This window comes from Azospirillum sp. INR13 (assembly GCF_015390205.1).
Taxonomy (GTDB): domain Bacteria; phylum Pseudomonadota; class Alphaproteobacteria; order Azospirillales; family Azospirillaceae; genus Azospirillum.
In genome coordinates this window covers 25,840-47,251 of record NZ_VUOI01000013.1, presented here as the reverse complement: position 1 = coordinate 47,251, position 21,412 = coordinate 25,840, and the positions used below count along the sequence as shown (strand labels likewise).

Below are 21,412 nucleotides of genomic sequence, written 5' to 3'. Positions count from 1 at the left end.
CGACCGCGCACGGGGGATAGCAGGGGGGATCGCCGGGCCTATGGCCGTTTTCCTGTCCACATACGTCAACAAAGTTGACAGGAAAGGGCGTGTGTCGATCCCGGCACAGTTCCGGCAGTCGCTTGCCAAGACGTCGGCTCCCAGCACCGTCTATCTCTGGCCCTCGCTGAACCACCAGGCGCTGGAAGGCGCCGACCAGGACTATCTCGACGTCCTCTCCGAAAGCCTCGAATCCCCCGACCTCGATGCCGACGAGCGCGACATGATCGAGACCTTCATCTTCGGAAAGCTGATCCCCGTCTCCTCCGACGCCGAAGGCCGCATCGTCCTGCCCAAGGAGCTGGCTGAATTCGCCGGCATCACCGAGGAGGCCGCCTTCATCGGCCGCCGCAAGACCTTCCAGATCTGGGAACCCGACGCTTTGAAAGCCCACGAGGCGGCGCTGCGCGAGCAGGTCGTGCGCAAGGACATCTCCCTCAGCCAGATCGTCGCCAAGGCCTCCCGCGGCGCCGCCAGCCGGAGCGGGGAGGGCGCCTGATGACCGATACCCCCATTCACATTCCCGTCCTGCTGGACGAGGTGATCGCGGCCTTGGCCCCGCGCGACGGCGGCCTCTATGTCGACGGCACCTTCGGCGCCGGCGGCTACAGCCGCGCCCTGCTGCGGTCGGCGTCCTGCCGCGTGATCGGCATCGACCGCGATCCCGCCGCGATCGAGCGCGGCCGTGCGCTGGCCCAGGAATTCCCGGACCGGCTGGAGGTGATCGAGGGCCGCTTCGGCGACATGGACCGGCTGCTGGCCGACCGCGGCGTCACCAGCGTGGACGGCGTGGCGCTCGACGTCGGCGTCTCCTCCCCCCAGATCGACGAGCCGGAGCGCGGATTCTCCTTCCGCTTCGACGGCCCGCTCGACATGCGGATGGGACGGGATGGGCCGACCGCCGCCGACGTGGTCAACACCGCCGACGAGGCGGAGTTGGCCGATATCATCTATCACCTGGGCGAGGAACGGATGGCGCGCCGAGTCGCCCGCGCCATCGTCGCCGCCCGCCGCGAGGCACCGATCGAACGCACGGCGCGGCTGGCCGAGATCATCCGCTCCGTGGTGCCGAAGGGGAAGGGCGACGGGATCGACCCGGCGACCCGCAGCTTCCAGGCGCTGCGCATCCATGTGAACGACGAGTTGGGCGAATTGCGGCGCGGCCTGTCCGCCGCCGAGTCGCTGCTTGCGCCCGGCGGGCGTCTGGCCGTCGTCTCCTTCCATTCGCTGGAGGACCGCGAGGTCAAGGCGTTCCTGCGGGAACGGTCCTCGCCGCCGCCCTCCCCGTCCCGTCATACGCCCGTGACCGCGGTCGCGGCGCATCACCCATCCTTCCGCCTGCTCTCCCGGAAACCCGTGGACCCGAGCGAGGCCGAAGCCCGCAACAATCCCCGCGCCCGGTCCGCCCGGCTGCGCGCGGCTGAACGTACCGAGGCGCCCGCGTTCCCGGCGCCCGGCAAGGAGGCAGCATGAAAGGCAAGACCTGGCTGTTCTGGGGTGGCCTGATCGCGGCCGCCGGTGGCGTGCTGTTCCAGACCAGCTACGACGTCCAGGATCTGGAGGAAAAGCTCGCCGGGCTGAACCGCAAGATCATCCATGAGCAGGAGTCCATCCAGGTCCTGAAGGCCGAGTGGAGCTACCTGAACGATCCGTCCAAGCTGGAGCAGATGGCCCAAAGCTATCTGGCGCTGCAGCCGACGGAGCCGCGCCAGTATGTGGCGATGGACCTGATTCCCATGCGCCCGGCCGACGCCGTTCCGCCGCCTGCCCCTGCCCTGCCCGGCCAGCCCGGTGCCGCTCCGCTGCCGCCGATGGTCCGCGCGCCCGGCACTGGCACCTCTCAGGTCGCTTCCGCCCGCGTGCCCACCGTTCCCAACAACACCGCCGCCGGAATCGTTCCGGTCAGCGTGCCGGCGACCGCGAAGCCGCTGCCGATGGACAAGGCGCTGGAACGCGCGGCGGTCGTCGTGCCGGCCTCCCTGCCGTCGGGCGGCGGCCTTGCCGATCCGGCTCCCCGCATCAAGCCCTCCGCCCTGGTGCCGGGTGCGGCCCGCGCCCCGGTGGAGAGGCCCGCTGAGAAGGCGGCGACCGACCGCGCCGCCGGCAAGCTCGCGCCGAACGCCCCGACCGCTCCCAACCGGGCGACCGAGGTGGCGACGCGGCCGGTGCCGCCGGCTGCCGCTCCGGTTCCCGCGCCCAAGGCGGCGGCGGCCCAGCAGCCCTACCAGCCCAAGCCGACCGACAGCCTGGGTCTGCTCGTCGCGCGTCTGGGGGTCAATCGATGAGCGGTTACGACCACGGCGGCCCGGTCGGTTACGGCCAGCCCGGCGGTGGCGGGGTGCCCGGCAGCCCGGGCAGCACCTATGTCCCGCCGCCGGCGCCCTCGCCCTATCAGCAGCCGCCCCAGCAGCCGTCCGCCAGACCGCGGACGTCGCTGGCCGTCGCGCTGGAGCAGAGCCGTTATCGCCTGCTGGTGACGGCTGCCGTGGTCACGACGGTCTTCACCGCCATCGGCGTCAAGCTGGCGATGGCGACCCTGTTCGCCGGCGGCGGCGAGCCGCGCCAGCATGTGGCGCTGGAGGTGGACAACACCACCACCAACCGTGCCGACATCATCGACCGCAACGGCAACCTGCTGGCGACCTCGCTGGTCACCCAATCGCTCTTCGCCGATCCCAAGCTGGTCTCGCGCCCGGAAGAGGCCGCGCAGAAGCTGGTCAGCGTCCTGCCGGAACTGGACTACAAGGATCTGGTGGGCAAGCTGAGCGGCGACCGCCGCTTCGTCTGGCTGAAGCGCAACCTGACGCCGAAGCAGCAGGCCGCCGTCCACCGTCTGGGCATCCCCGGCATCGCCTTCGAACGGGAGGAGCGCCGCTTCTATCCGGCCGGCCCGCTGACCTCGCATGTGGTCGGTTTCACCGGAATCGACAACAGCGGCCTCGCCGGCATGGAGCAGGGCTTCAACAAGCGCCTGACCGAGGATCCCGGCACGCCGCTGCAGCTGTCCCTCGACCTGCGATTGCAGCACGTCCTGAAGAAGGAACTGACGGCGACGGTGCAGGAGTTCAGCGCCATCGGCGCCGCCGGCATCGTCTTCGACGTGCGCAGCGGCGAAGTCCTGGCAATGGTCTCGCTGCCCGATTTCGACCCGCAGGACCCGACCGGCCTCAACTCCGACACGCTGTTCAACCGGGCGACGCTCGGCGTGTACGAAATGGGTTCGACTTTCAAGATCTTCAACTCGGCGCTGGCGTTCGACGCCGGCAGGATCCGCCCGTCGGACATGTTCGACGCCAAGAATCCGATCAAGGTCGGCCGCTTCACCATCAACGACTACCACAGCCTGCATCGCGCCCTGACGGTGGCGGAAGTGTTCCAGCACTCCTCCAACCTCGGCTCCGTGCGCATGGTCCAGCAGGTGGGCGTCGCGGCGCAGAAGGCCTTCATGACCAAGATGGGCTTCACCAAGCCCACCGGGCTGGAGCTGCCGGAAAGCGGCTGGCCGCTGGTGCCCAACCCGTGGCGCGAGGTCAACAGCTACACCATCTCCTTCGGCCACGGCCTGTCGGTCAGCCCGATGCACACCGTGGCCGCCGCCGCGTCCGTCATCAACGGCGGCCTCTTCCACAAGCCGACGCTGCTGAAGCGCAATTCGGACGCCGAAATCCCGACCGAACAGGTCGTGTCGCGCCAGACCTCCGACCTGATGCGGCGCATGTTCCGCTTCGTGGTCACCGAAGGGACCGGCAAGTCGGCCGATGTGAAGGGCTATGTCGTCGGCGGCAAGACCGGCACGGCCGACAAGCAGAAGGGTCGGCATTACCAGAAGAACTCGCGCATGTCGTCGTTCCTGGGCGCCTTCCCCATGAATGATCCGCGCTATGTCGTCTATGTGCTGGTCGACGAGCCCAAGGCGACGGCCAAGACCTACGGCTATGCCACCGGCGGCTGGGTCGCCGCGCCGGCGGCCGGCCGCATCATCAAGCAGATCGGCCCGCTGCTCAACGTGCCGACGGTGGACGAGAGTTCGCCCGAGATCCTGAACTCAACCTTCCTGAACGCCGCCGGGTCCACCAACTGGCAGCAGTCCCTGCCCCCCGTCTCCGCCCCACCCCCGTCGAAGGGAAGCACCGTTGCGTCTTTCCCAACTCAGACCAAGCCGCGCTGACGCCACCGCCCGTGTGGCAGACCATGTGGCCGACCCCGACATCGCCGGGCTGACCGCCGACAGCCGCGCGGTCAGGCCCGGCTTCGTCTTTGCCGCCCTGCCTGGCGTGAAGGCCGATGGCCGCGCCTTCATCGCCGACGCGATCGCCAAGGGCGCCGTCGCGGTGCTGGCGCCCGAGGGCACCGAACTTCCGTCCGACTCCACCGCCGTCCTGCTGACCGATCCCCAGCCCCGCCTCGCCTTCGCGCGCATGGCCGCCGCCTTCCATGGCGGGCGCCAGCCGGAGACGGTGGTGGCGGTGACCGGCACCAACGGCAAGACTTCCACCGTGCAGTTCGCGGCCCAGATCTGGACGCGGCTCGGCCTGCCCGCCGCCAGCCTGGGCACGCTTGGGTTGCTCGGCCCCGGACTGCAGGGCTATGGCGGGATGACCACGCCCGACCCGGTATCGCTCCACCGCGACCTCGCCGCCGCGGCGGAGGCCGGCATCGGCCATCTGGCGATGGAGGCGTCGAGCCACGGGCTGGAGCAGTTCCGGCTGGACGGCGTGGCGATCAAGGCCGCCGGCTTCACCAACCTGACGCTCGACCATCTGGATTACCACGGCACGATGGAGGCGTACCGCGACGCCAAGGCGATGCTGTTCGACCGGGTCCTGCCGCCGGGCGGCGTCGCGGTGCTGAACGCCGACTCTCCGGAATTTCAACATTTTGCCACCATTTGTAACCACCGTGGCCACCGTGTCCTGTCCTATGGTCTCGCCGGAACCGAGCTTCGGGTGACCGGGGTGGAGCCGTTGGCCCATGGCCAGCGCCTCGCCCTGTCCGTGCTCGGCCGCGACGTGACGGTGGACCTGCCGCTGGCGGGTCGCTTCCAGGCCTGGAACGTGCTCTGCGCTCTCGGTCTGGTCATCGGTTCGGGCGGAGACGCCGAGCGGGCGCTCGCCACCCTTCCCTCGCTGGAAGGCGTGCCGGGCCGGCTGCAGCATGTCGCGACCCACCCCAACGGGGCGACGGTCTACGTCGATTACGCCCACACGCCCGACGCGCTGGAAACGGTGCTGCGGGCGCTGAAGCCGCATGCCGCGCGCCATCTGGTGACGGTGTTCGGCTGCGGCGGCGACCGGGACCGCAGCAAGCGGCCGGTGATGGGGGCGCTCGCGGCCGGACTGGCCGACCGCGCCATCGTCACCGACGACAACCCGCGCACCGAGGATCCCGCCTTGGTGCGGGGTCAGGTGCTGGCCGGCGCCACCGGGGAACTGGCCGGAAAGCTGGAGGAGATCGGCGACCGGGCCGAGGCGATCCGCACCGCGGTGCGGCAGCTTCAGCCCGGCGACGTCCTGGTCATCGCCGGCAAGGGCCACGAGCAGGGACAAACGATCGGCACCGAGGTGCGTCCGTTCGACGACGCGGACGAGGCCCGGAAAGCCGTAGCGGAGGTTGGAACATGAGCGACGAGACGGGTAAGGCGGTCCTTTGGACCGCAGGGGACGCGGCGGCCGCCACCGGCGGGCGTCTGGCCGGTCCGGCCGTCTGGACTGCCACCGGTGTCACCATCGACAGCCGCAAGTGGCGCCGGGCGATCTGTTCGTCGCCATCCGCGGGCCGAATTTCGACGGGCATGCCTTCGTCGGCGCGGCGCTGGCCGCCGGGGCCGCGGCGGCACTGGTCGACCATGTTCCGGACGGCCTGCCCGCCGACGCCCCGCTGCTGATCGCCCCATCGGACACGCTGGAGTCGATGGCGGCGCTGGGTGCCGCCGCGCGCGCCCGCTGCGGCGCGCGGGTCGTCGGCGTCACCGGCTCCGTCGGCAAGACCGGCACCAAGGAGACGCTGCGCCACGTCCTGTCGGCGCAAGGGACGACCTACGCCACCGAAGGCAGCCTGAACAACCATTGGGGGGTGCCGCTGTCGCTCGCCCGCCTGCCGGAAGCCAGCGCCTATGGCGTGTTCGAGCTGGGGATGAACCACGCCGGCGAACTCGGCCCGCTGTCGCGGCAGGTCAAGCCGCATGTCGCCATCGTCACCACGGTGGAAGCGGCGCATCTGGAGTTCTTCTCCGGCGTCGAGGCGATCGCCGACGCCAAGGCCGAAATCTTCGAGGGCATGGATGCCAACGGCGTCGCCGTGCTGAACCGCGACAACGGGCAGTATGCCCGGCTGGCCGCCGCCGCGCGCCGCCAGGGCCTGACCCACATCTGGAGCTTCGGCGCCCATGAGGAGGCCGACGCCCGCCTGATCGACTGCTCGCTGCACGCCACCTGCAGCGCGGTGACTGCGGTCATCCGCGGCGAGCGGCTGCAATATTGCCTGTCGCAGGCCGGCAGGCATTGGGTGATGAACAGCCTCGCGGTCCTGCTGGCGGTGAAGGCGCTGGGCGCCGATGTCGCCGCTGCTGCCCGCTCGCTGTCCAGCCTGCAGCCGGTCAAGGGCCGCGGAACCCGCAAGCGGATCAAGCTGCCCCAGGGCGCCTTCACCCTGATCGACGAGAGCTACAACGCCAGCCCGGCCGCCATGGCCGCGACGCTGGAGGTGCTGGGCAAGATCGATCCCGGCGCGGGCGGACGGCGCATCGCGGTGCTGGGCGACATGCGCGAGTTGGGCGACCGCGCCGACACGCTGCACGTCGCTCTCGCCGAGCCGCTGCGGGCCGCGCAGGTGGATGCCGTCTATGCCTGCGGCCCGCACATGAAGGCGCTGTTCGACCGTCTGCCGGAGGCCATGCGCGGCGCCTGGACCGAGACCAGCGTCGACCTCGCTCCCATCGTGACCGCGGCCGTAAAAAGGCGGCGACGTTATCATGGTCAAGGGGTCATTGGGCAGTCGTACAGGTCTGGTCGTCGATGCGCTCGCGGCACTCGACAGCGGGCGCGAAAGCGTGGACAAAGCCGCCTCCCGAACCACCAACCAGCCGCAGGCGGCCGCGCAAGGCCAGCAAGGCCCGCGAGGCTGACGGACCCAAATGCTCTACAACCTCCTCTTCGGACTGGCCGACGTCTTCACGCCGTTCAACCTGTTCCGCTATCTGACCTTCCGCACCGGCGGTGCCGTGATCACGTCGCTGGTCATCAGCTTCGTGTTCTTCCCGCGCCTGATCGCCTGGCTGAAGCGCAAGCAGGGCGAAGGACAGCCCATCCGCGCCGATGGCCCGGAAAGCCACTTCAAGAAGAAGGGCACGCCCACCATGGGCGGCCTGATGATCCTGATCGCCATGACGGTCAGCACCCTGCTGTGGGGCGACCTGACCAACGCCTATGTCTGGATCGTCCTGCTGGTGACCATCGGCTACGGCCTGATCGGCTTCGGCGACGACTACCTGAAGCTGACCAAGCGCAACACCAAGGGGCTGTCCGGCCGCTTCCGCCTGGGCTGGGAGATCGCCATCGGGCTGGTCGCCTCCGCGCTGATCATGTGGGTGTCGGCCCCGCCGCTGTCGGGCGGCGTCGCGGTGCCCTTCGTCAAGGATTTCCTGATCCAGCTGTCCTGGTTCTTCGTGCCCTTCGGCGCCTTCATCATGGTCGGCGCGTCGAACTCGGTGAACCTGACCGACGGTCTGGACGGGCTCGCCATCGTGCCGACGATGATCGCCGCCGGCTGCTTCGGTCTGATCTCCTACCTGTCGGGCAACGCGATCTTCGCCAACTACCTGCAGATCCACCATGTGCCGGGATCGGGCGAGCTGACCGTCTTCTGCGGCGCCCTGGTCGGCGCCGGTCTGGGCTTCCTCTGGTACAATGCCCCGCCGGCCATGGTCTTCATGGGCGACACCGGGTCGCTGTCGCTGGGCGGCGCGCTGGGCGCCGTCAGCGTGGTGACGAAGCATGAGATCGTCCTTGCCATCATCGGCGGCCTGTTCGTGCTGGAGACGGTGTCGGTGATCGTGCAGGTCGCGTCCTTCAAGCTGACCGGCAAGCGCGTGTTCCGCATGGCGCCGCTGCACCATCATTTCGAGAAGAAGGGCTGGGCCGAACCGACGGTGGTGATCCGCTTCTGGATCATCGCCTCGATCCTGGCGCTGGTCGGCCTGTCCACGCTGAAGCTGCGCTGAGGGGGGCCTAGGCGATGATCGACCTGTTCTATATGCAGGAGCTTCCCGTCGCGGTGATGGGGCTGGGTAAGTCCGGCCTCGCAACCGCCCGTGCGCTGCGCGACAGCGGGGCCGAGGTGCGGGTGTGGGACGACAACCCCGCCTCCCGCGCCGCGGCGGAGGCCGAGGGCTTCGCCGTCGTCGATCTCGCCACCGCCGACCTGTCGGACCTGACCACCATCGTCTGGTCGCCGGGCATCCCCCACACCTTCCCCAAGCCGCATCCGGTCGCCGAGCGCGCCCGTGCGCTGGGGATCGAGGTGATCTGCGACATCGAGCTGCTGGGCCGGGCGGAGCGCGACTGCGCCTTCATCGGCATCACCGGCACCAACGGCAAGTCGACCACCACCACCCTGATCGGCCACATCATGGCCGCCGCCGGGCGCAAGGCCGCCGTGGGCGGCAACCTGGGCACGCCGGTGCTGACCTTCGACCCGATCGGATCCGGCGGCACCTGCGTCCTGGAGATGTCGAGCTACCAGCTGGAACTGACCCACTCCATCACCTTCGACATCGCGGTCCTGCTGAACATCACGCCCGACCATCTCGCCCGACATGGCGGGATGGATGGCTACATCGCCGCCAAGAAGCTGATCTTCCACCGCCAGACCTGGCCGCGCACCGCGGTGATCGGCGTGGACGACGAGCATTGCAGGACGATTCACGCCGACCTCGTTGCGGCCGGTGATCAGCGCATCTGGCCGGTTTCCGCCCTGGGGCCGGTCGCGGGCGGGGTCTATGCCGCCGACGGCTGGCTGGTCGACGACACCGACGGCGCGGCTGAACGCGTGGTGGAGCTGTCCACGCTGCCCACCCTGCTGGGCACCCACAACCGGCAGAACGCCGCCGCCGCCTTCGTCGCCTGCAAGGCCGCCGGCCTGCCGGTCCCGGCCATCGTCGCGGCGATGGCGACCTTCCCCGGCCTTGCCCACCGGCAGCAGCCGGTCGGCGAGGCGGAGGGCGTGCGCTTCGTCAACGACAGCAAGGCGACCAACGCCGACGCGACGGAAAAGGCGCTGGCGACCTTCGACCCGATCTATTGGATTCTCGGCGGACAGGCCAAGGACACCGGGCTGAACGGGCTGGAGGGCTATATGGGCCGCGTCCGCCACGCCTTCCTGATCGGCGAGGCGCAGGAACAATTCGCCGCATGGCTTGACGCACAAGGCGTTGCGTATACACGCTGCGGAACGCTGGATATCGCAACCGCGAAGGCGGCCGGTCTGGCCCTGGCAGAACGCTTGGAGGGCGCCTGCGTGCTGCTGTCGCCGGCCTGTGCGTCCTGGGACCAGTTCGCCAATTTCGAAAAGCGCGGCGAGGCCTTCGCGGCCTATGTCGCGGGCATACTCGGCGCGCGCGATGCGACGAGCGGGGGCGCTGCATGATCACCTTCGACCGTACCGACCAATCCATCTTCGGCCGCTGGTGGTGGACCGTCGACCGCTGGCAGCTGGGCGCCATCGCCCTGCTGATGTTTCTCGGCACGGTCCTGATCACTGCGGCCAGCCCGCCGGTCGCCGAGCGCATCGGCATCCAGGACACCTTCTATTTCGTCGAACGCCACCTGATGATGCTGATCCCGGCGATCGTCATCATGGTCGGCGTCTCGCTGCTCAGCCCGCGCGGGGTGCGGCGGGTGGCGCTGGGCGTGTTCCTGTTCTCGGTGCTGCTGGTCTTCGCCACCCTAGTGGTGGGCATGGAGATCAAGGGCGCGCGGCGCTGGATCCATATCCCCGGCCTGTCGATCCAACCGTCCGAGTTCGTCAAGCCCGCCTTCGCGGTGGTGGCGGCGTGGCTGTTCTCGCTGTCGCGCACCAACCCCGGCTTTCCCGGCGCGCTGGTGTCGATCGTGCTTTACGGCATCACCGTTGCCGGCCTGATCCTGCAGCCCGACCTGGGCATGACCTTCGTCGTTTCCGCCGTGTGGTTCACCCAGTTCTTCCTGGCCGGGCTGAACCTGGTGCTGGTGATGGGGCTCGGCGGGCTGGGCGTGGTCGGGCTGATCGGCGCCTATTACATGCTGCCGCACGTCACCAGCCGCATCGACCGCTTTCTCGACCCGAATGCCGGCGACAACTATCAGGTCAACCGGTCGCTTGAGGCTTTCGCCAACGGCGGGCTGATGGGCACCGGACCCGGCCAGGGCACGGTGAAGTTCTATCTGCCCGACAGCCACGCCGACTTCATCTTCGCCGTCGCCGGTGAGGAACTGGGGCTGATCTTCTGCCTCGGGTTGGTGGTGCTGTTCGCCTTTGTCGTCCTGCGCGGATTCGCGCGGGTCTTCAACGACAACAACTACTTCGTCCTGCTGGCGACCGCCGGTCTTCTGATCCAGTTCGGACTTCAGGCGGCGATCAACATGGGATCGTCCTTGCATCTTATGCCGACGAAGGGCATGACCCTGCCGTTCATTTCCTACGGCGGCTCCTCGCTGCTGGCACTCGGGTTCGGCATGGGCATGGTTCTGGCTTTGACACGCAAACGCTTCGGCCCCGCGGAATGAGGAGGCCGATGGATTTGGACCCCGCAGCGCACAAGGTGATCGTGCTGGCCGCCGGCGGCACCGGCGGGCATATGTTCCCGGCCGAGGCGCTGGCGCGCGAGTTGCTGGCCCGCGGCCGCGCCGTGACGCTGGTCACCGACAAGCGCGGCCATGCCTTCGGCGACAATCTGCCGGAGGTGCCGGTCCACCGCATCCGCGCCGCCTCCCCCGGCGCCGGGATCGTCGGCAAGCTGAAGGCCGCGCTGCAGATGGGGCTGGGCCTGCTGGAGGCGCGCGCGCTGATGCGGCAGCTCGAACCCGCGGCGGTGGTCGGCTTCGGCGGCTATCCGTCCGTCCCCACCGTCTATGCGGCCATCCAGTCCAAGCTGCCGGCCCTGCTGCACGAACAGAACGCCGTTCTCGGCCGCGCCAACCGGATGCTGATCGCAGGCGCCTGCCGCATCGCCGTCGCCTTCCCCGGCATCGAGAAGCTGGGCGAGGCGCAGCGTGCCAAGATCGTCCGCACAGGCAATCCGGTACGCCCCGCCGTCGCCGCCCGCCGCCTCTCCCCCTACGAGGCGCCGCAGCCCGGCGGCCCCGTCCGCCTGCTGGTGATGGGCGGCAGCCAGGGCGCCCGCGTCTTTTCCGAGGTGATCCCCGCGGCGCTGGCCCTGCTGCCGGAGGACCTGCGCGCCCGCATCCATCTGGCGCAGCAATGCCGCCCGGAAGACCTGGAAGCCGCCCGGGACGCGCTGGAGCCGCTGGGCCTCGCGCGGCTGGAGTTGCAGACCTTCTTCCGCGACGTGCCGGAACGGCTGGCCGCCTGCCATCTCGCCGTCACCCGCGCCGGGGCGTCCACCATCGCCGAGCTGACCTGCGTCGGACGTCCGGCGATCCTGGTGCCTTACCCGCACGCCACCGACGACCACCAGACCGCCAACGCCCGCCATCTGGCGGAGGCCGGCGCCGCCTGGCTGGTGCCGCAGCCCGCCTTCACCCCGAGTGCGCTGGCCGAGCGGCTGTCCGCCCTGCTGGCAGATCCACAGGCACTCGCAGCATCGGCGCAGGCCGCCCATGGCTGGGGCACCGCCGACGCCGCCAGTGCCCTGGCCGACGCCGTTCTGGCGATGCTGGGCGGCGGTGTCCGGCAGGTTCACGGCACCCGCACCGGTTCCGATCCGACAAAGACCGACCACGACCGATCCCACAACGCCCGGCGGGCCGCCGCCGGTGCCAGCGCCAAGGGGGCCGCGGAATGATCAAAGCCAGGACTCTGACCCGACCGACGCCGCGACCGCTGCAGGACTGGCCGGCGGACATGACTCGGACCGAGGGCGGCTGGTACAACCGTCCGGGCTGCCCGCTGGTGCCGCGCTTCCTCGCCGAAGGCGGCTTTCTGCGGGATCGCCTGTCGATGATCCACGGATCGCAACCCCTTCCCAACGACCTGTCCGACGGGGCGGTCGACGCCACCCTTCGCCTGATGCTTCGCCGCGGAAAGTAAGCCTGACATGCGCGCCCTCCCCCTCTCGATCGGCACCATCCACTTCGTCGGCATCGGCGGCATCGGCATGAGCGGCATCGCCGAGGTTCTGCGGAACCTGGGCTATACCGTCCAGGGCTCCGACCTGGCCGAGAACGCCAACGTCAAGCGCCTGCGCGAACTGGGCATCAAGGTGTTCGTCGGCCATCGCGGCGAGAACATCGCCGGTGCGGCCGTCGTCGTCGTCTCCTCCGCCGTCAAGCGCGACAACCCGGAAGTGGTCGCCGCCCGTGCTGCGCTGGTGCCGGTGGTCCGCCGCGCCGAGATGCTGGGCGAGCTGATGCGCCTGAAATGGGCCATCGCCATCGGCGGCACCCATGGCAAGACCACGACCACCTCGATGGTCGGCCATATGCTGGAGCACGCCAACCTCGACCCGACCGTCATCAACGGCGGCATCATCAACGCCTACGGTTCCAACACCCGGCTCGGCACCGGCGACTGGATGGTGGTGGAGGCGGACGAGAGCGACGGCACCTTCGTGAAGCTGCCGGCCTGCATCGCCGTCGTCACCAACATGGATCCGGAGCATCTGGACTTCTACGGCACCTTCGACAACGCGCGCGCCGCCTTCGACAGCTTCGTCCAGAACATCCCCTTCTACGGCTTCGCCGCGCTCTGCATCGACCATCCCGAGGTGCAGGCGATGATCCCCCGCGTGTCCGACCGCCGCATCGTCACCTACGGCTTCTCACCGCAGGCCGACATCCGCGCGGTGAACGTGGAGCTGGGTCCCGACGGCGCCAAGTACGACGTGCTGATCTACGACCGCCACAGCGGCGAGAGCCGCGCCATCGCCGGCGTGCGCCTGCCGATGTACGGGCCGCACAACGTCCAGAACTCGCTGGCCTGCTTCGCGGTGGGCAACGAGATGGGCCTGCCCGACGTGGTGATGCGCGACAGCATGACCAAGTTCCAGGGCGTGAAGCGCCGCTTCACCAAGACCGGCGAGACCAACGGCATCACCGTCATCGACGATTACGGCCACCACCCGGTGGAGATCGCCGCGGTGCTGAAGGCCGCGCGCACCGCCGGCACCGGCCGCACCATCGCCGTGGTCCAGCCGCACCGCTATTCCCGCCTCGCCGCCCTGTTCGAGGAGTTCTGCACCTGCTTCAACGACGCCGACGCCGTGATCGTCGCCGACGTCTATGCCGCCGGTGAGGCGCCGATCGAGGGCGTCAGCCGCGACAGCCTGGTGGAGGGCCTGCGCATGCACGGCCACCGCCATGTCGTGGCCCTGCACAACCAGCAGGAACTGGCGCAGGTCGTGCGCGAGATGGCCAAGCCCGGCGACTTCGTCGTCTGCCTGGGTGCCGGCAACATCACCCAGTGGGCGAACGCCCTGCCGGGCGAGCTGTCGTCCCTCTACGGCGCAACCCGATGACGGCGGCGCCGCGCATGAGCCTCCCTGACGGCCATCTGATCCAACGGATGCCCGCGGTGCGCGGCCGGCTGTCCGCCGACGCCCCGCTGGCGCCGGTGACGTGGTTCCGCGTCGGCGGCCCGGCCGAGGTGATGTTCCGCCCGGCCGACGCCGACGACCTCGCGGACTTCCTGGCGGCCCTGCCGGCCGAGGTGCCGGTGACGGTGATCGGCGTCGCCTCCAACCTGCTGGTGCGGGACGGCGGCGTGCCGGGCGTCACCATCCGGCTCGGCCGCGGCTTCACCGACATCGCTGCCGACGGCATGATGCTGACCGCCGGTGCGGCGGCGCTCGACCTCAACGTCGCCATGGTCGCCCGCGACGCCGGCATCGCCGGGTTGGAGTTCCTGTCGGGCATCCCCGGCACCATCGGCGGCGCCTTGCGCATGAACGGCGGCGCCTATGGCCGCGAGCTGGCCGACGTGCTGGTCTCCGCCACCGCCGTTGCGCGCGACGGCCGCCGGCTGGAGTTCAGCCATGCCGGCATGGGCTTCACCTACCGCCACAGCGCAGCGCCCGCGGATTGCATCTTCACCGGCGCCGTCCTGCGCGGCGAGCCCGGCAACCCGCTGGAGATCGCGCGGCGCATGGCGGAAATCTCCGACAAGCGCGCAGACAGCCAGCCCGTCCGCTCCCGGACCGGCGGTTCGACCTTCAAGAATCCTGATGGCCACAAGGCGTGGGAACTGATCGACAAGGCCGGCTGCCGCGGCCTGTCCATCGGCGACGCCCAGGTTTCGGAAAAGCACTGCAACTTCCTGATCAACAACGGCACGGCCACCGCCGCCCAGCTGGAAGCGCTGGGCGAGGAGGTCCGCCGCCGTGTGTTCGAGACCAGCGGCGTGACGCTGGAGTGGGAAATCAAGCGCATCGGCGTGCAGCTTTCCCCTTCTCCCCCCCGGGGAGAAGGTCGGGATGAGGGGATTCGGCGCCAGCCGAACGCTCCGGCCGGCGGTTCCCCCTCACCCCAACCCTCTCCCCGGGGGGGAGAGGGGGAGACGGCCGACGGAGGCCACGCATGACCGAAGCCCTGCTCCACGCCCACAAGAAGCATGTCGCCGTCCTGATGGGCGGCTGGTCGGCCGAGCGCGAGGTGTCGCTGGTCAGCGGTGCCGGCGTCGCCAAGGCGCTGGAAGAGGAAGGCTACCGCGTCACCGCCATCGACGTGCAGCGCGACCTGGGCGGGCTGATGCACGCCTTGACCACCCCGCGCCCCGACGTGGTGTTCAACGCCCTGCACGGCCGCGGCGGCGAGGACGGGACGATCCAGGGCGTGCTGGAGTTCCTGGGCCTGCCCTACACCCATTCCGGCGTCCAGGCCGCGGCCATCGCCATGGACAAGGCGATGACCAAGCGCGTTCTGGACACCGTCGGCATCCGCTCCCCCAAAGGAATGGTGCTGTCCCGTGGGGAGATCACCGGCGGTACCCACCCCATGCCGGCGCCCTATATCGTCAAGCCTGTGGACGAAGGCTCGACCGTTGGCGTAACCCTGGTCCGCGAGGGGCAGAACAGCCCGGTCGGCGACGATGGCTTCTTCGGGGGGACCTTCGGAGAACGCGTGCTGGTCGAGGAGTTCATCCCCGGTCGCGAACTGACCGTTGGCGTCATGGGTGACCGCGCTTTGGCGGTGACCGAGATCGTCTTCCAGGCTCAGGTCTACGACTACACCGCGAAATACAGCGCCGGCCATGCCGTCCACACCATCCCCGCCGCGATCCCCGAGGCCCTGGCGGAGGAGGCGAAGCGGCTGGCGGTGCTGGCGCACCACACCCTGGGCTGCCGGGGTGTCTCGCGCAGCGACTTCCGCTGGGATGACGGCCGGCCGGGAACGGACGGGTTGTACTTCCTGGAGATCAACAACCAGCCGGGCATGACGCCCCTGTCGCTGGTGCCCGAACAGGCGGCGCATGTGGGAATCTCCTACGGCGCGCTGGTCGGCTGGCTGGTGGAGAATGCCGCATGTCAGCTCGCCTGATGGCCGATCCGGACTTCCGCGCCGCAGCCGCCGGTGCGCGCGCGCGGGACGAGATGCCGACCCCGCCGCGCGCCATGGCCGCGTCGGCGCAGAAAGGCAAGCGCCGCCGCGCCTGGCCGCGCTGGACCCGCTCGGCCGTCAAGGCGGCGCTGATCCTGGTGCCGGTGCTGGGGCTGACCGCCGCCGCCGGCACGACCTGGAAGCGCGGCACCCTGGCCGACACGCTGGAGGCGGCGCGGGAAAGCGTCATCCAGACCACCGGCGACCTGGGCTTCCGCCTGTCGGAGATCCTGGTGGTCGGCCGCAGCGAGACGGAACGCGACGCCGTGCTCGACGCGCTGGGCGTGCGCCGGGGCGAGCCGATCCTGTCCATCGACCTTGCCGAGGCCAAGCAGCGGCTGGAAGAGCTTCCCTGGGTGTCGTCGGCCTCCATCGAGCGTCGGCTGCCCGGTTTCCTCTACATCCGCCTGTCGGAACGCCAGCCGATGGCGATCTGGCAGCATGAGCGGCAGTTCACCGTGATCGACCGCGCCGGCCGTCCGCTGGCCGATGCGGCGGAACTGGCCCGCCGCGGCAACCAGCGCATCGACACGCTGCCCCAGGTTATCGGCGCCAACGCCCCGCAGCAGGTGCACACCCTGCTGTCGGCGCTGGACAGCGCCCCCACTGTCGCCCCGATGCTGTCCTCGGCCAGCTGGATCAGCGACCGGCGCTGGAACCTGCAGCTCGGCAACGGCGTGACGGTGAAGCTGCCGGAAGGCAACGCGGAGATGCGCCGCGCCCTTCTGCAGCTGGAGCAGATGCATACGGCCAGCCATGTGCTGGACCGCGACATCGTCGCCATCGACCTGCGGCTGCCCGGCCGCGCCGCGATCCAGACCTCCGCCACCGCCCAGCTTCCTGGCTGGGAGGACGAGTCGAAGAAGAAGAACGGCAAGAAATCGTAGGACGGACCAGCGGCGGGACTTTTCGGGGACGCCCGATACCGGCAGACAGGGGTAGAGGGGACGTTTGGGGGGCATGTTCGGGATGGGATTCAACGGCGCCAAGAAGCCGAAGCGGCCGGCCCGTGGCGGAATCGTCACGGCGCTGGACGTCGGCTCGACGAAGGTGTGCTGCGTCATCGCGCGGATGGAGGAGCCCGGCTCCCTCCGCGTGATCGGCGTCGGCCACCAGATCGCCACGGGCATCCGCGCCGGGACCATCATCGACATGGAGGCCGCGGAAACCTCGATCGGCGCCGCCGTGCATGCCGCCGAACAGATGGCCGGCGAGACGGTGCACGACGTGGTCGTCAACCTGTCGATGGGCCATCCGCGCTCCCACGCCTTCACCGCCACGGTCCCCGTCTCCGGCCAGGAGGTGACGGAGGGCGACATCCGCCGCGCCATGGCCCATGCCCGCACCCTTCAGGCCGGCCCCGATCAGGCGCTGATCCACACCATTCCGCTGGGCTTCAGCCTGGACGGCAGCCGCGGCATCCGCGATCCCAAGGGGATGAGCGGCCATTCGCTGGGCGCCCAGCTGCATGTCGTCACCGCGGCGGCCGGCGCCATCCGGACGCTGCACGCCTGCATCGCCCGCTGCCACCTGAACATCGAATCCATCGTGGTCAGCCCCTTCGCCTCCGGCCTCGCCTGTCTGGTGGAGGACGAGATGGAGATGGGGGCGGCCTGCGTCGACATCGGCGGCGGCGGCACGACAATCTCGATCTTCTCCGAAGGCAATCTGGTCTGGACCGGCTTCGTGCCCCTGGGCGGCCGGCATGTCACCAACGACATCGCCCACGGGCTGACCACGCCGCTGGTCCATGCCGAACGGCTGAAGGTGCTCTACGGCAGCGCCCGGGTGAACCCGGCCGACGAGCGCGAGATGATCGAGGTCCCGCAGATCGGCGAGGACGAGCGCAGCGGCAGCGGCACCGCCAGCCACCCGCGCTCCTTCCTGGTCAGCATCATCCAGGCGCGGATGGAAGAGATCTTCGAAGAGGTGCGCAGCGCCATCGAGCAGTCGGGCCATTCCCGGCTGGTCGGCCGGCGCGTCGTGCTGACCGGCGGCGCCAGCCAGCTGCCCAACACGCGCGACATGGCCGCCCCCATTTTGGACAAGCAGGTCCGCATCGCCCGCCCGACCCGGATCGCCGGCCTCAACGAGGCCCATGGCGGACCGGCCTTCGCGACGGTCGCGGGCCTTCTCCTACACGCCGTCCGCAACCCGACGGAGCTGATGGTGACCGGCCACGAGGCGGTCGCGTCCACCGGGCTCATCGGCCGCGTCGGCCTGTGGCTGCGGGAGAATCTGTAGATGATCCTTCCCGCCGCCATCCACCGATTCCCGAACGGACAGACACCGGACACAACCGGGCGCCGGTCGCGGCATATCAAACATCAAACCCAACGAAAACAGGTTGTGGAGGCCTGAACAGCATGATCAACGTGACCATCCCCCAGATCGAGCCCGAACTGAAGCCGCGCATCACCGTGTTCGGCGTCGGCGGCGCCGGCGGCAACGCCGTCAACAACATGATCAAGTCGAACCTGGAAGGCGTGGACTTCGTCGTCGGCAACACCGACGCGCAGGCGCTGAAGGGTTCCTTGTGCGAGAAGCGCATCCAGCTGGGCACCGGCACCACCCGCGGTCTCGGCGCCGGCTCCAAGCCGGATGTCGGCCGTGCGTCGGCCGAGGAGCAGATCGACGAGATCGTCCAGTATCTCGAAGGCTCCAACATGGTGTTCATCACCGCCGGCATGGGCGGCGGCACCGGCACCGGTGCGGCACCGGTCATCGCGCGCGCCGCCCGCGAGCGCGGCATCCTGACCGTCGGCGTCGTCACCAAGCCCTTCCATTTCGAGGGCGGTCACCGCATGCGGCTGGCCGAGGGCGGCATCGCCGAGCTGCAGCAGTATGTCGATACCCTGATCATCATCCCGAACCAGAACCTGTTCCGCATCGCCAACGAGAAGACGACCTTCGCGGACGCTTTCAAGATGGCCGACGACGTTCTGCATTCGGGCGTGCGCGGCGTCACCGACCTGATGGTGATGCCCGGCCTGATCAACCTGGATTTCGCCGACATCCGGTCCGTCATGACCGAGATGGGCAAGGCGATGATGGGCACCGGCGAGGCCGGCGGCGAGCGCCGCGCCATCGAGGCCGCCGAGGCCGCCATCTCCAACCCGCTGCTGGACGACGTGTCGATGAAGGGTGCCCGCGGCGTCCTCATCAACATCACCGGCGGCTACGACATGACCCTGTTCGAGGTCGACGAGGCCGCCAACCGCGTCCGTGACGAGGTCGACCCCGACGCCAACATCATTTTCGGCTCGACCTTCGACAGCTCGCTGGACGGCGTGATGCGCGTGTCGGTCGTCGCCACCGGCATCGACGCCGCGGCGATGAGGCAACCCGCGCACCCTGCACCCGGTCAACCTGTCGCTGGTCGGCGACCGCGCCAAGAAGCCGGGCGCTCCCGGCAATCTGACCGGCGCGCCGGTCGCCCCGGCCGGTGCCCCCGGTTCGCCCATCCCCAGCGCCGCCATCGGCCTGCGGACTCCGCAGCCGGTGACCGCCGGTGCCGCCGCGATCCAGCACGACCCGGCCCAGCAGCATGCCCCCAACAGCATGAGGCGCCGAAGCCGGCCGCCGGTCCGTTGCATGGCGAGAACCAGGGCGGCCATTTCTTCGCGCCGAAGCCGGCCGATGCCGGTCCGCGCCAGCCGGTGACCGTCGGCGCCGCCCCGCTGTCCGCTCCCCAGCCGCAGCAGCCCGCCGTCCATCAGCAGGCCCCGCAGGCTCACCAGCAGCCGCAGCCGCAGCAGCAACAGCCGCAGCAGCCGGTCTCCCACCAGCAGGCCCCGCAGGCCCACCAGCATCACCATCACGCCGCCCCGCAGGCTCACCAGCCGCATCCGGGCGGCCTGTCGGTTGGCCCGGCTCCGGCGCAGGCGCCCGCTCCGGAGCCGGCGCCCGCCCGCAAAGGGAACTTCCTGTTCGGTCTGGTGACCGGCCTCGGCCGCAAGTCGGAACCGGCGCACCCGCCGGCCCCGCAGCCCGCGCCGCAGGCCTACCAGCCGCAGCCGGCCCCGCAGCAGTACCAGCCGGCCCCGCAGGGCTACCCGCAGCAGCAGCCGGCCTACCCGCAGCAGCCGCAGACGCCCCAGGCCTATCAGCCGGCTCCGTCCTACCCGACCGCTCCGCAGCAGGCTCCGGTGTATCCGCAGCAGCAGGCGGCGCCGCAGCAGGCCCCGCAGGCGCCCAGCTATCCGGCCGCTCCGCAGCAGATGGCCCCGGCCCCGCGCGCCGATGCCAAGCCGGGTGAGCAGGAGGAGCTGGACATCCCGGCGTTCCTGCGCCGTCAGGCGAACTGAGCGCCCACCGTTCCGGACCGCCGCGGCCTTTTCCGCGGCGGTCGGCCGATCCCGGCGAAAGCCGGAGATAACCGCCGTCGCCGCAGCCTCCTAATCGCGGTGCCGGCGGCTCCACAACCTGACCGAACCTCTCGGACCCCGGGACGCCTCCGCGCGTTTCCGGGGATTTTTTGTTGCGTCACTATTGTGCGTATAGCCGATTGCTTGCAAATCGCACCTCTTTTGCCCTGCAACAAACGGTAACAATGAGTGATTTGCCGATTTCCGAGCCCGAGTGTTACCTATCAGCATGGTCGAAAAGCGAAAGCCGCCGACGCGATGATCTCCCAAGATCATCCGGCGCGGCATCGCCGGGAACCTCCCCTTCATGACCAAGATGGAAAAGACATCGTGGCCAACAATCGCAGCAACGCGGACGGCATGTTCCAGCAGACCCTGAAGAAGTCGGTGACCATCGCCGGCGTCGGGCTGCATTCGGGCGTCATCGTCACGCTGACGATTTCCCCGGCCGATGCGAATTCCGGGATCACCTTCCATCGCACCGACATCCGTGGTGCCGCCGCTGTCATTCCGGCGCGCTGGGACACGGTGGTCGACACCCGTCTGTGCACCGTGATCGGTAACGACCATGGCACCACCGTCGGCACGATCGAGCATCTGATGTCCGCGCTGGCGGCTGCGGCATCGACAATGCCGTCGTTTCGCTGGACGGCATCGAGGTGCCGATCATGGACGGCAGCGCCGCCCCCTTCGTCGCCGCCATCGAGCAGGCCGGCATCGCCGTGCAGAAGGCCCCGCGCCGCGTCATCCGCATCCTGAAACCGGTCGTCATCGGCGACGGTGTGAAGAGTGCGTCCTTCACCCCCGACGTCGCGACCACCTACAGCTTCGAGATCGACTTCGACAGCGCCGCCATCTCCCGTCAGGCGCATGCGCTGGAAATCGACACGGACAGCTTCAAGGACGAGATCAGCCGCGCCCGCACCTTCGGCTTCCTGCATGAGGTCGAGGGGCTGCGCAAAATGGGGCTCGCCCGCGGCGGCTCGCTGGACAACGCGGTGGTCATCTCCGGCGACACGGTGATGAACGCCGAGGGCCTGCGCTTCAGCGACGAGTTCGTGCGCCACAAGATCCTGGACGCCGTCGGCGACCTGTATCTGGCCGGTGCGCCCATCGTCGGTCATTTCCATGGCGTGCGCTCCGGCACGCCCTGAACAACCAGCTGCTGCGTGCCCTGTTCGCCGACCGCAGCGCCTGGCGCTACGAGACGGCGGTGTCGCTGCCGGTCGCGTGCCGCGGCCTGGAGCAGCTGGCGGTCGC

15 protein-coding genes and 3 pseudogenes are annotated in these 21,412 nt (G+C 69.5%); all 18 read left to right on the top strand.

Annotation, left to right across the window (positions count from 1 at the left end; translation table 11 throughout):
• The first annotated feature begins 91 nt into the window (after positions 1 to 91).
• The 18 genes and pseudogenes from F1643_RS11910 to lpxC all read left to right on the top strand — a co-directional run bounded on the left by F1643_RS11910 (position 92) and on the right by lpxC (position 21,306).
• Entirely contained in the window at positions 92 to 538 is a 447-nt protein-coding gene (locus F1643_RS11910; RefSeq protein WP_014248340.1) for a division/cell wall cluster transcriptional repressor MraZ, read from the top strand.
• Positions 538 to 1,512 (top strand): 16S rRNA (cytosine(1402)-N(4))-methyltransferase RsmH, encoded by a 975-nt coding sequence (gene rsmH / locus F1643_RS11905; protein WP_194913394.1) that lies wholly within the window; start codon positions 538 to 540, stop codon positions 1,510 to 1,512. Before F1643_RS11910 ends, rsmH begins: the two co-directional genes overlap by 1 nt.
• Positions 1,509 to 2,324 carry a hypothetical protein gene (locus F1643_RS11900; RefSeq protein ID WP_194913392.1) on the top strand — a complete coding sequence of 272 codons (816 nt, stop codon included), beginning with the start codon at positions 1,509 to 1,511 and terminating at the stop codon, positions 2,322 to 2,324. The genes rsmH and F1643_RS11900 overlap by 4 nt, the downstream gene beginning before the upstream one ends.
• On the top strand, positions 2,321 to 4,207 hold the full coding sequence (locus F1643_RS11895) for a penicillin-binding protein 2 (RefSeq protein ID WP_194913390.1): 1,887 nt from the start codon (positions 2,321 to 2,323) through the stop codon (positions 4,205 to 4,207). Before F1643_RS11900 ends, F1643_RS11895 begins: the two co-directional genes overlap by 4 nt.
• Positions 4,173 to 5,660 (top strand): UDP-N-acetylmuramoyl-L-alanyl-D-glutamate--2,6-diaminopimelate ligase, encoded by a 1,488-nt coding sequence (locus F1643_RS11890; protein ID WP_194913389.1) that lies wholly within the window; start codon positions 4,173 to 4,175, stop codon positions 5,658 to 5,660. The genes F1643_RS11895 and F1643_RS11890 overlap by 35 nt, the downstream gene beginning before the upstream one ends.
• A pseudogene (locus tag F1643_RS11885) lies at positions 5,657 to 7,162 on the top strand (UDP-N-acetylmuramoylalanyl-D-glutamyl-2,6-diaminopimelate--D-alanyl-D-alanine ligase). The gene F1643_RS11890 and the pseudogene F1643_RS11885 overlap by 4 nt, the downstream one beginning before the upstream one ends.
• 9 nt (positions 7,163 to 7,171) lie before the next feature.
• Positions 7,172 to 8,257 (top strand): phospho-N-acetylmuramoyl-pentapeptide-transferase, encoded by a 1,086-nt coding sequence (mraY, locus tag F1643_RS11880; protein ID WP_149222053.1) that lies wholly within the window; start codon positions 7,172 to 7,174, stop codon positions 8,255 to 8,257.
• A gap of 14 nt (positions 8,258 to 8,271) precedes the next feature.
• Positions 8,272 to 9,681: a UDP-N-acetylmuramoyl-L-alanine--D-glutamate ligase gene (gene murD, locus F1643_RS11875; protein WP_194913388.1), complete on the top strand. Its 1,410-nt coding sequence runs from the start codon at positions 8,272 to 8,274 to the stop codon at positions 9,679 to 9,681.
• Positions 9,678 to 10,799 (top strand): FtsW/RodA/SpoVE family cell cycle protein, encoded by a 1,122-nt coding sequence (locus F1643_RS11870; RefSeq protein WP_194913387.1) that lies wholly within the window; start codon positions 9,678 to 9,680, stop codon positions 10,797 to 10,799. The genes murD and F1643_RS11870 overlap by 4 nt, the downstream gene beginning before the upstream one ends.
• 8 nt (positions 10,800 to 10,807) lie before the next feature.
• Positions 10,808 to 12,037, top strand: coding sequence for an undecaprenyldiphospho-muramoylpentapeptide beta-N-acetylglucosaminyltransferase (gene murG / locus F1643_RS11865; RefSeq protein ID WP_370540570.1), 1,230 nt, complete (start codon positions 10,808 to 10,810; stop codon positions 12,035 to 12,037).
• Positions 12,038 to 12,096: 59 nt separating this feature from the next.
• The gene (locus tag F1643_RS11860; RefSeq protein ID WP_236783611.1) at positions 12,097 to 12,282 is read left to right on the top strand and encodes a hypothetical protein; all 186 of its coding nucleotides are present in this window, start codon (positions 12,097 to 12,099) and stop codon (positions 12,280 to 12,282) included.
• 7 nt (positions 12,283 to 12,289) lie between these two features.
• Positions 12,290 to 13,708: a UDP-N-acetylmuramate--L-alanine ligase gene (murC, locus tag F1643_RS11855; RefSeq protein ID WP_194913384.1), complete on the top strand. Its 1,419-nt coding sequence runs from the start codon at positions 12,290 to 12,292 to the stop codon at positions 13,706 to 13,708.
• A gap of 14 nt (positions 13,709 to 13,722) precedes the next feature.
• Positions 13,723 to 14,631, top strand: a pseudogene (gene murB / locus F1643_RS11850) (UDP-N-acetylmuramate dehydrogenase); the annotation flags it as partial.
• Positions 14,632 to 14,765: 134 nt separating this feature from the next.
• Positions 14,766 to 15,725: a D-alanine--D-alanine ligase gene (locus F1643_RS11845; RefSeq protein WP_194913382.1), complete on the top strand. Its 960-nt coding sequence runs from the start codon at positions 14,766 to 14,768 to the stop codon at positions 15,723 to 15,725.
• Positions 15,710 to 16,672, top strand: coding sequence for a cell division protein FtsQ/DivIB (locus tag F1643_RS11840; RefSeq protein ID WP_194913380.1), 963 nt, complete (start codon positions 15,710 to 15,712; stop codon positions 16,670 to 16,672). The genes F1643_RS11845 and F1643_RS11840 overlap by 16 nt, the downstream gene beginning before the upstream one ends.
• Before the next feature lie 82 nt (positions 16,673 to 16,754).
• Complete coding sequence (gene ftsA / locus F1643_RS11835; protein WP_194913446.1) at positions 16,755 to 18,029, top strand: cell division protein FtsA; 1,275 nt, start codon at positions 16,755 to 16,757, stop codon at positions 18,027 to 18,029.
• Between the two features lie 122 nt (positions 18,030 to 18,151).
• Positions 18,152 to 20,092 (top strand): cell division protein FtsZ, encoded by a 1,941-nt coding sequence (gene ftsZ / locus F1643_RS11830; RefSeq protein ID WP_194913378.1) that lies wholly within the window; start codon positions 18,152 to 18,154, stop codon positions 20,090 to 20,092.
• 318 nt (positions 20,093 to 20,410) lie between these two features.
• Positions 20,411 to 21,306 (top strand): annotated as a pseudogene (lpxC, locus tag F1643_RS11825) (UDP-3-O-acyl-N-acetylglucosamine deacetylase).
• The last annotated feature ends 106 nt before the right edge of the window (positions 21,307 to 21,412 follow it).

Coding starts and splice junctions, on each gene's coding strand:
- F1643_RS11840 (WP_194913380.1), top strand. CDS start 15,710: ATGTCAGCTCGCCTGATGGCCGATCCGGACTTCCGCGCCGCAGCCGCC.
- F1643_RS11860 (WP_236783611.1), top strand. CDS start 12,097: ATGACTCGGACCGAGGGCGGCTGGTACAACCGTCCGGGCTGCCCGCTG.
- rsmH (WP_194913394.1), top strand. CDS start 538: ATGACCGATACCCCCATTCACATTCCCGTCCTGCTGGACGAGGTGATC.
- murC (WP_194913384.1), top strand. CDS start 12,290: ATGCGCGCCCTCCCCCTCTCGATCGGCACCATCCACTTCGTCGGCATC.
- ftsZ (WP_194913378.1), top strand. CDS start 18,152: ATGATCAACGTGACCATCCCCCAGATCGAGCCCGAACTGAAGCCGCGC.
- F1643_RS11900 (WP_194913392.1), top strand. CDS start 1,509: ATGAAAGGCAAGACCTGGCTGTTCTGGGGTGGCCTGATCGCGGCCGCC.
- murD (WP_194913388.1), top strand. CDS start 8,272: ATGATCGACCTGTTCTATATGCAGGAGCTTCCCGTCGCGGTGATGGGG.
- mraY (WP_149222053.1), top strand. CDS start 7,172: ATGCTCTACAACCTCCTCTTCGGACTGGCCGACGTCTTCACGCCGTTC.
- murG (WP_370540570.1), top strand. CDS start 10,808: ATGGATTTGGACCCCGCAGCGCACAAGGTGATCGTGCTGGCCGCCGGC.
- F1643_RS11895 (WP_194913390.1), top strand. CDS start 2,321: ATGAGCGGTTACGACCACGGCGGCCCGGTCGGTTACGGCCAGCCCGGC.
- F1643_RS11870 (WP_194913387.1), top strand. CDS start 9,678: ATGATCACCTTCGACCGTACCGACCAATCCATCTTCGGCCGCTGGTGG.
- ftsA (WP_194913446.1), top strand. CDS start 16,755: ATGGGATTCAACGGCGCCAAGAAGCCGAAGCGGCCGGCCCGTGGCGGA.
- F1643_RS11845 (WP_194913382.1), top strand. CDS start 14,766: ATGACCGAAGCCCTGCTCCACGCCCACAAGAAGCATGTCGCCGTCCTG.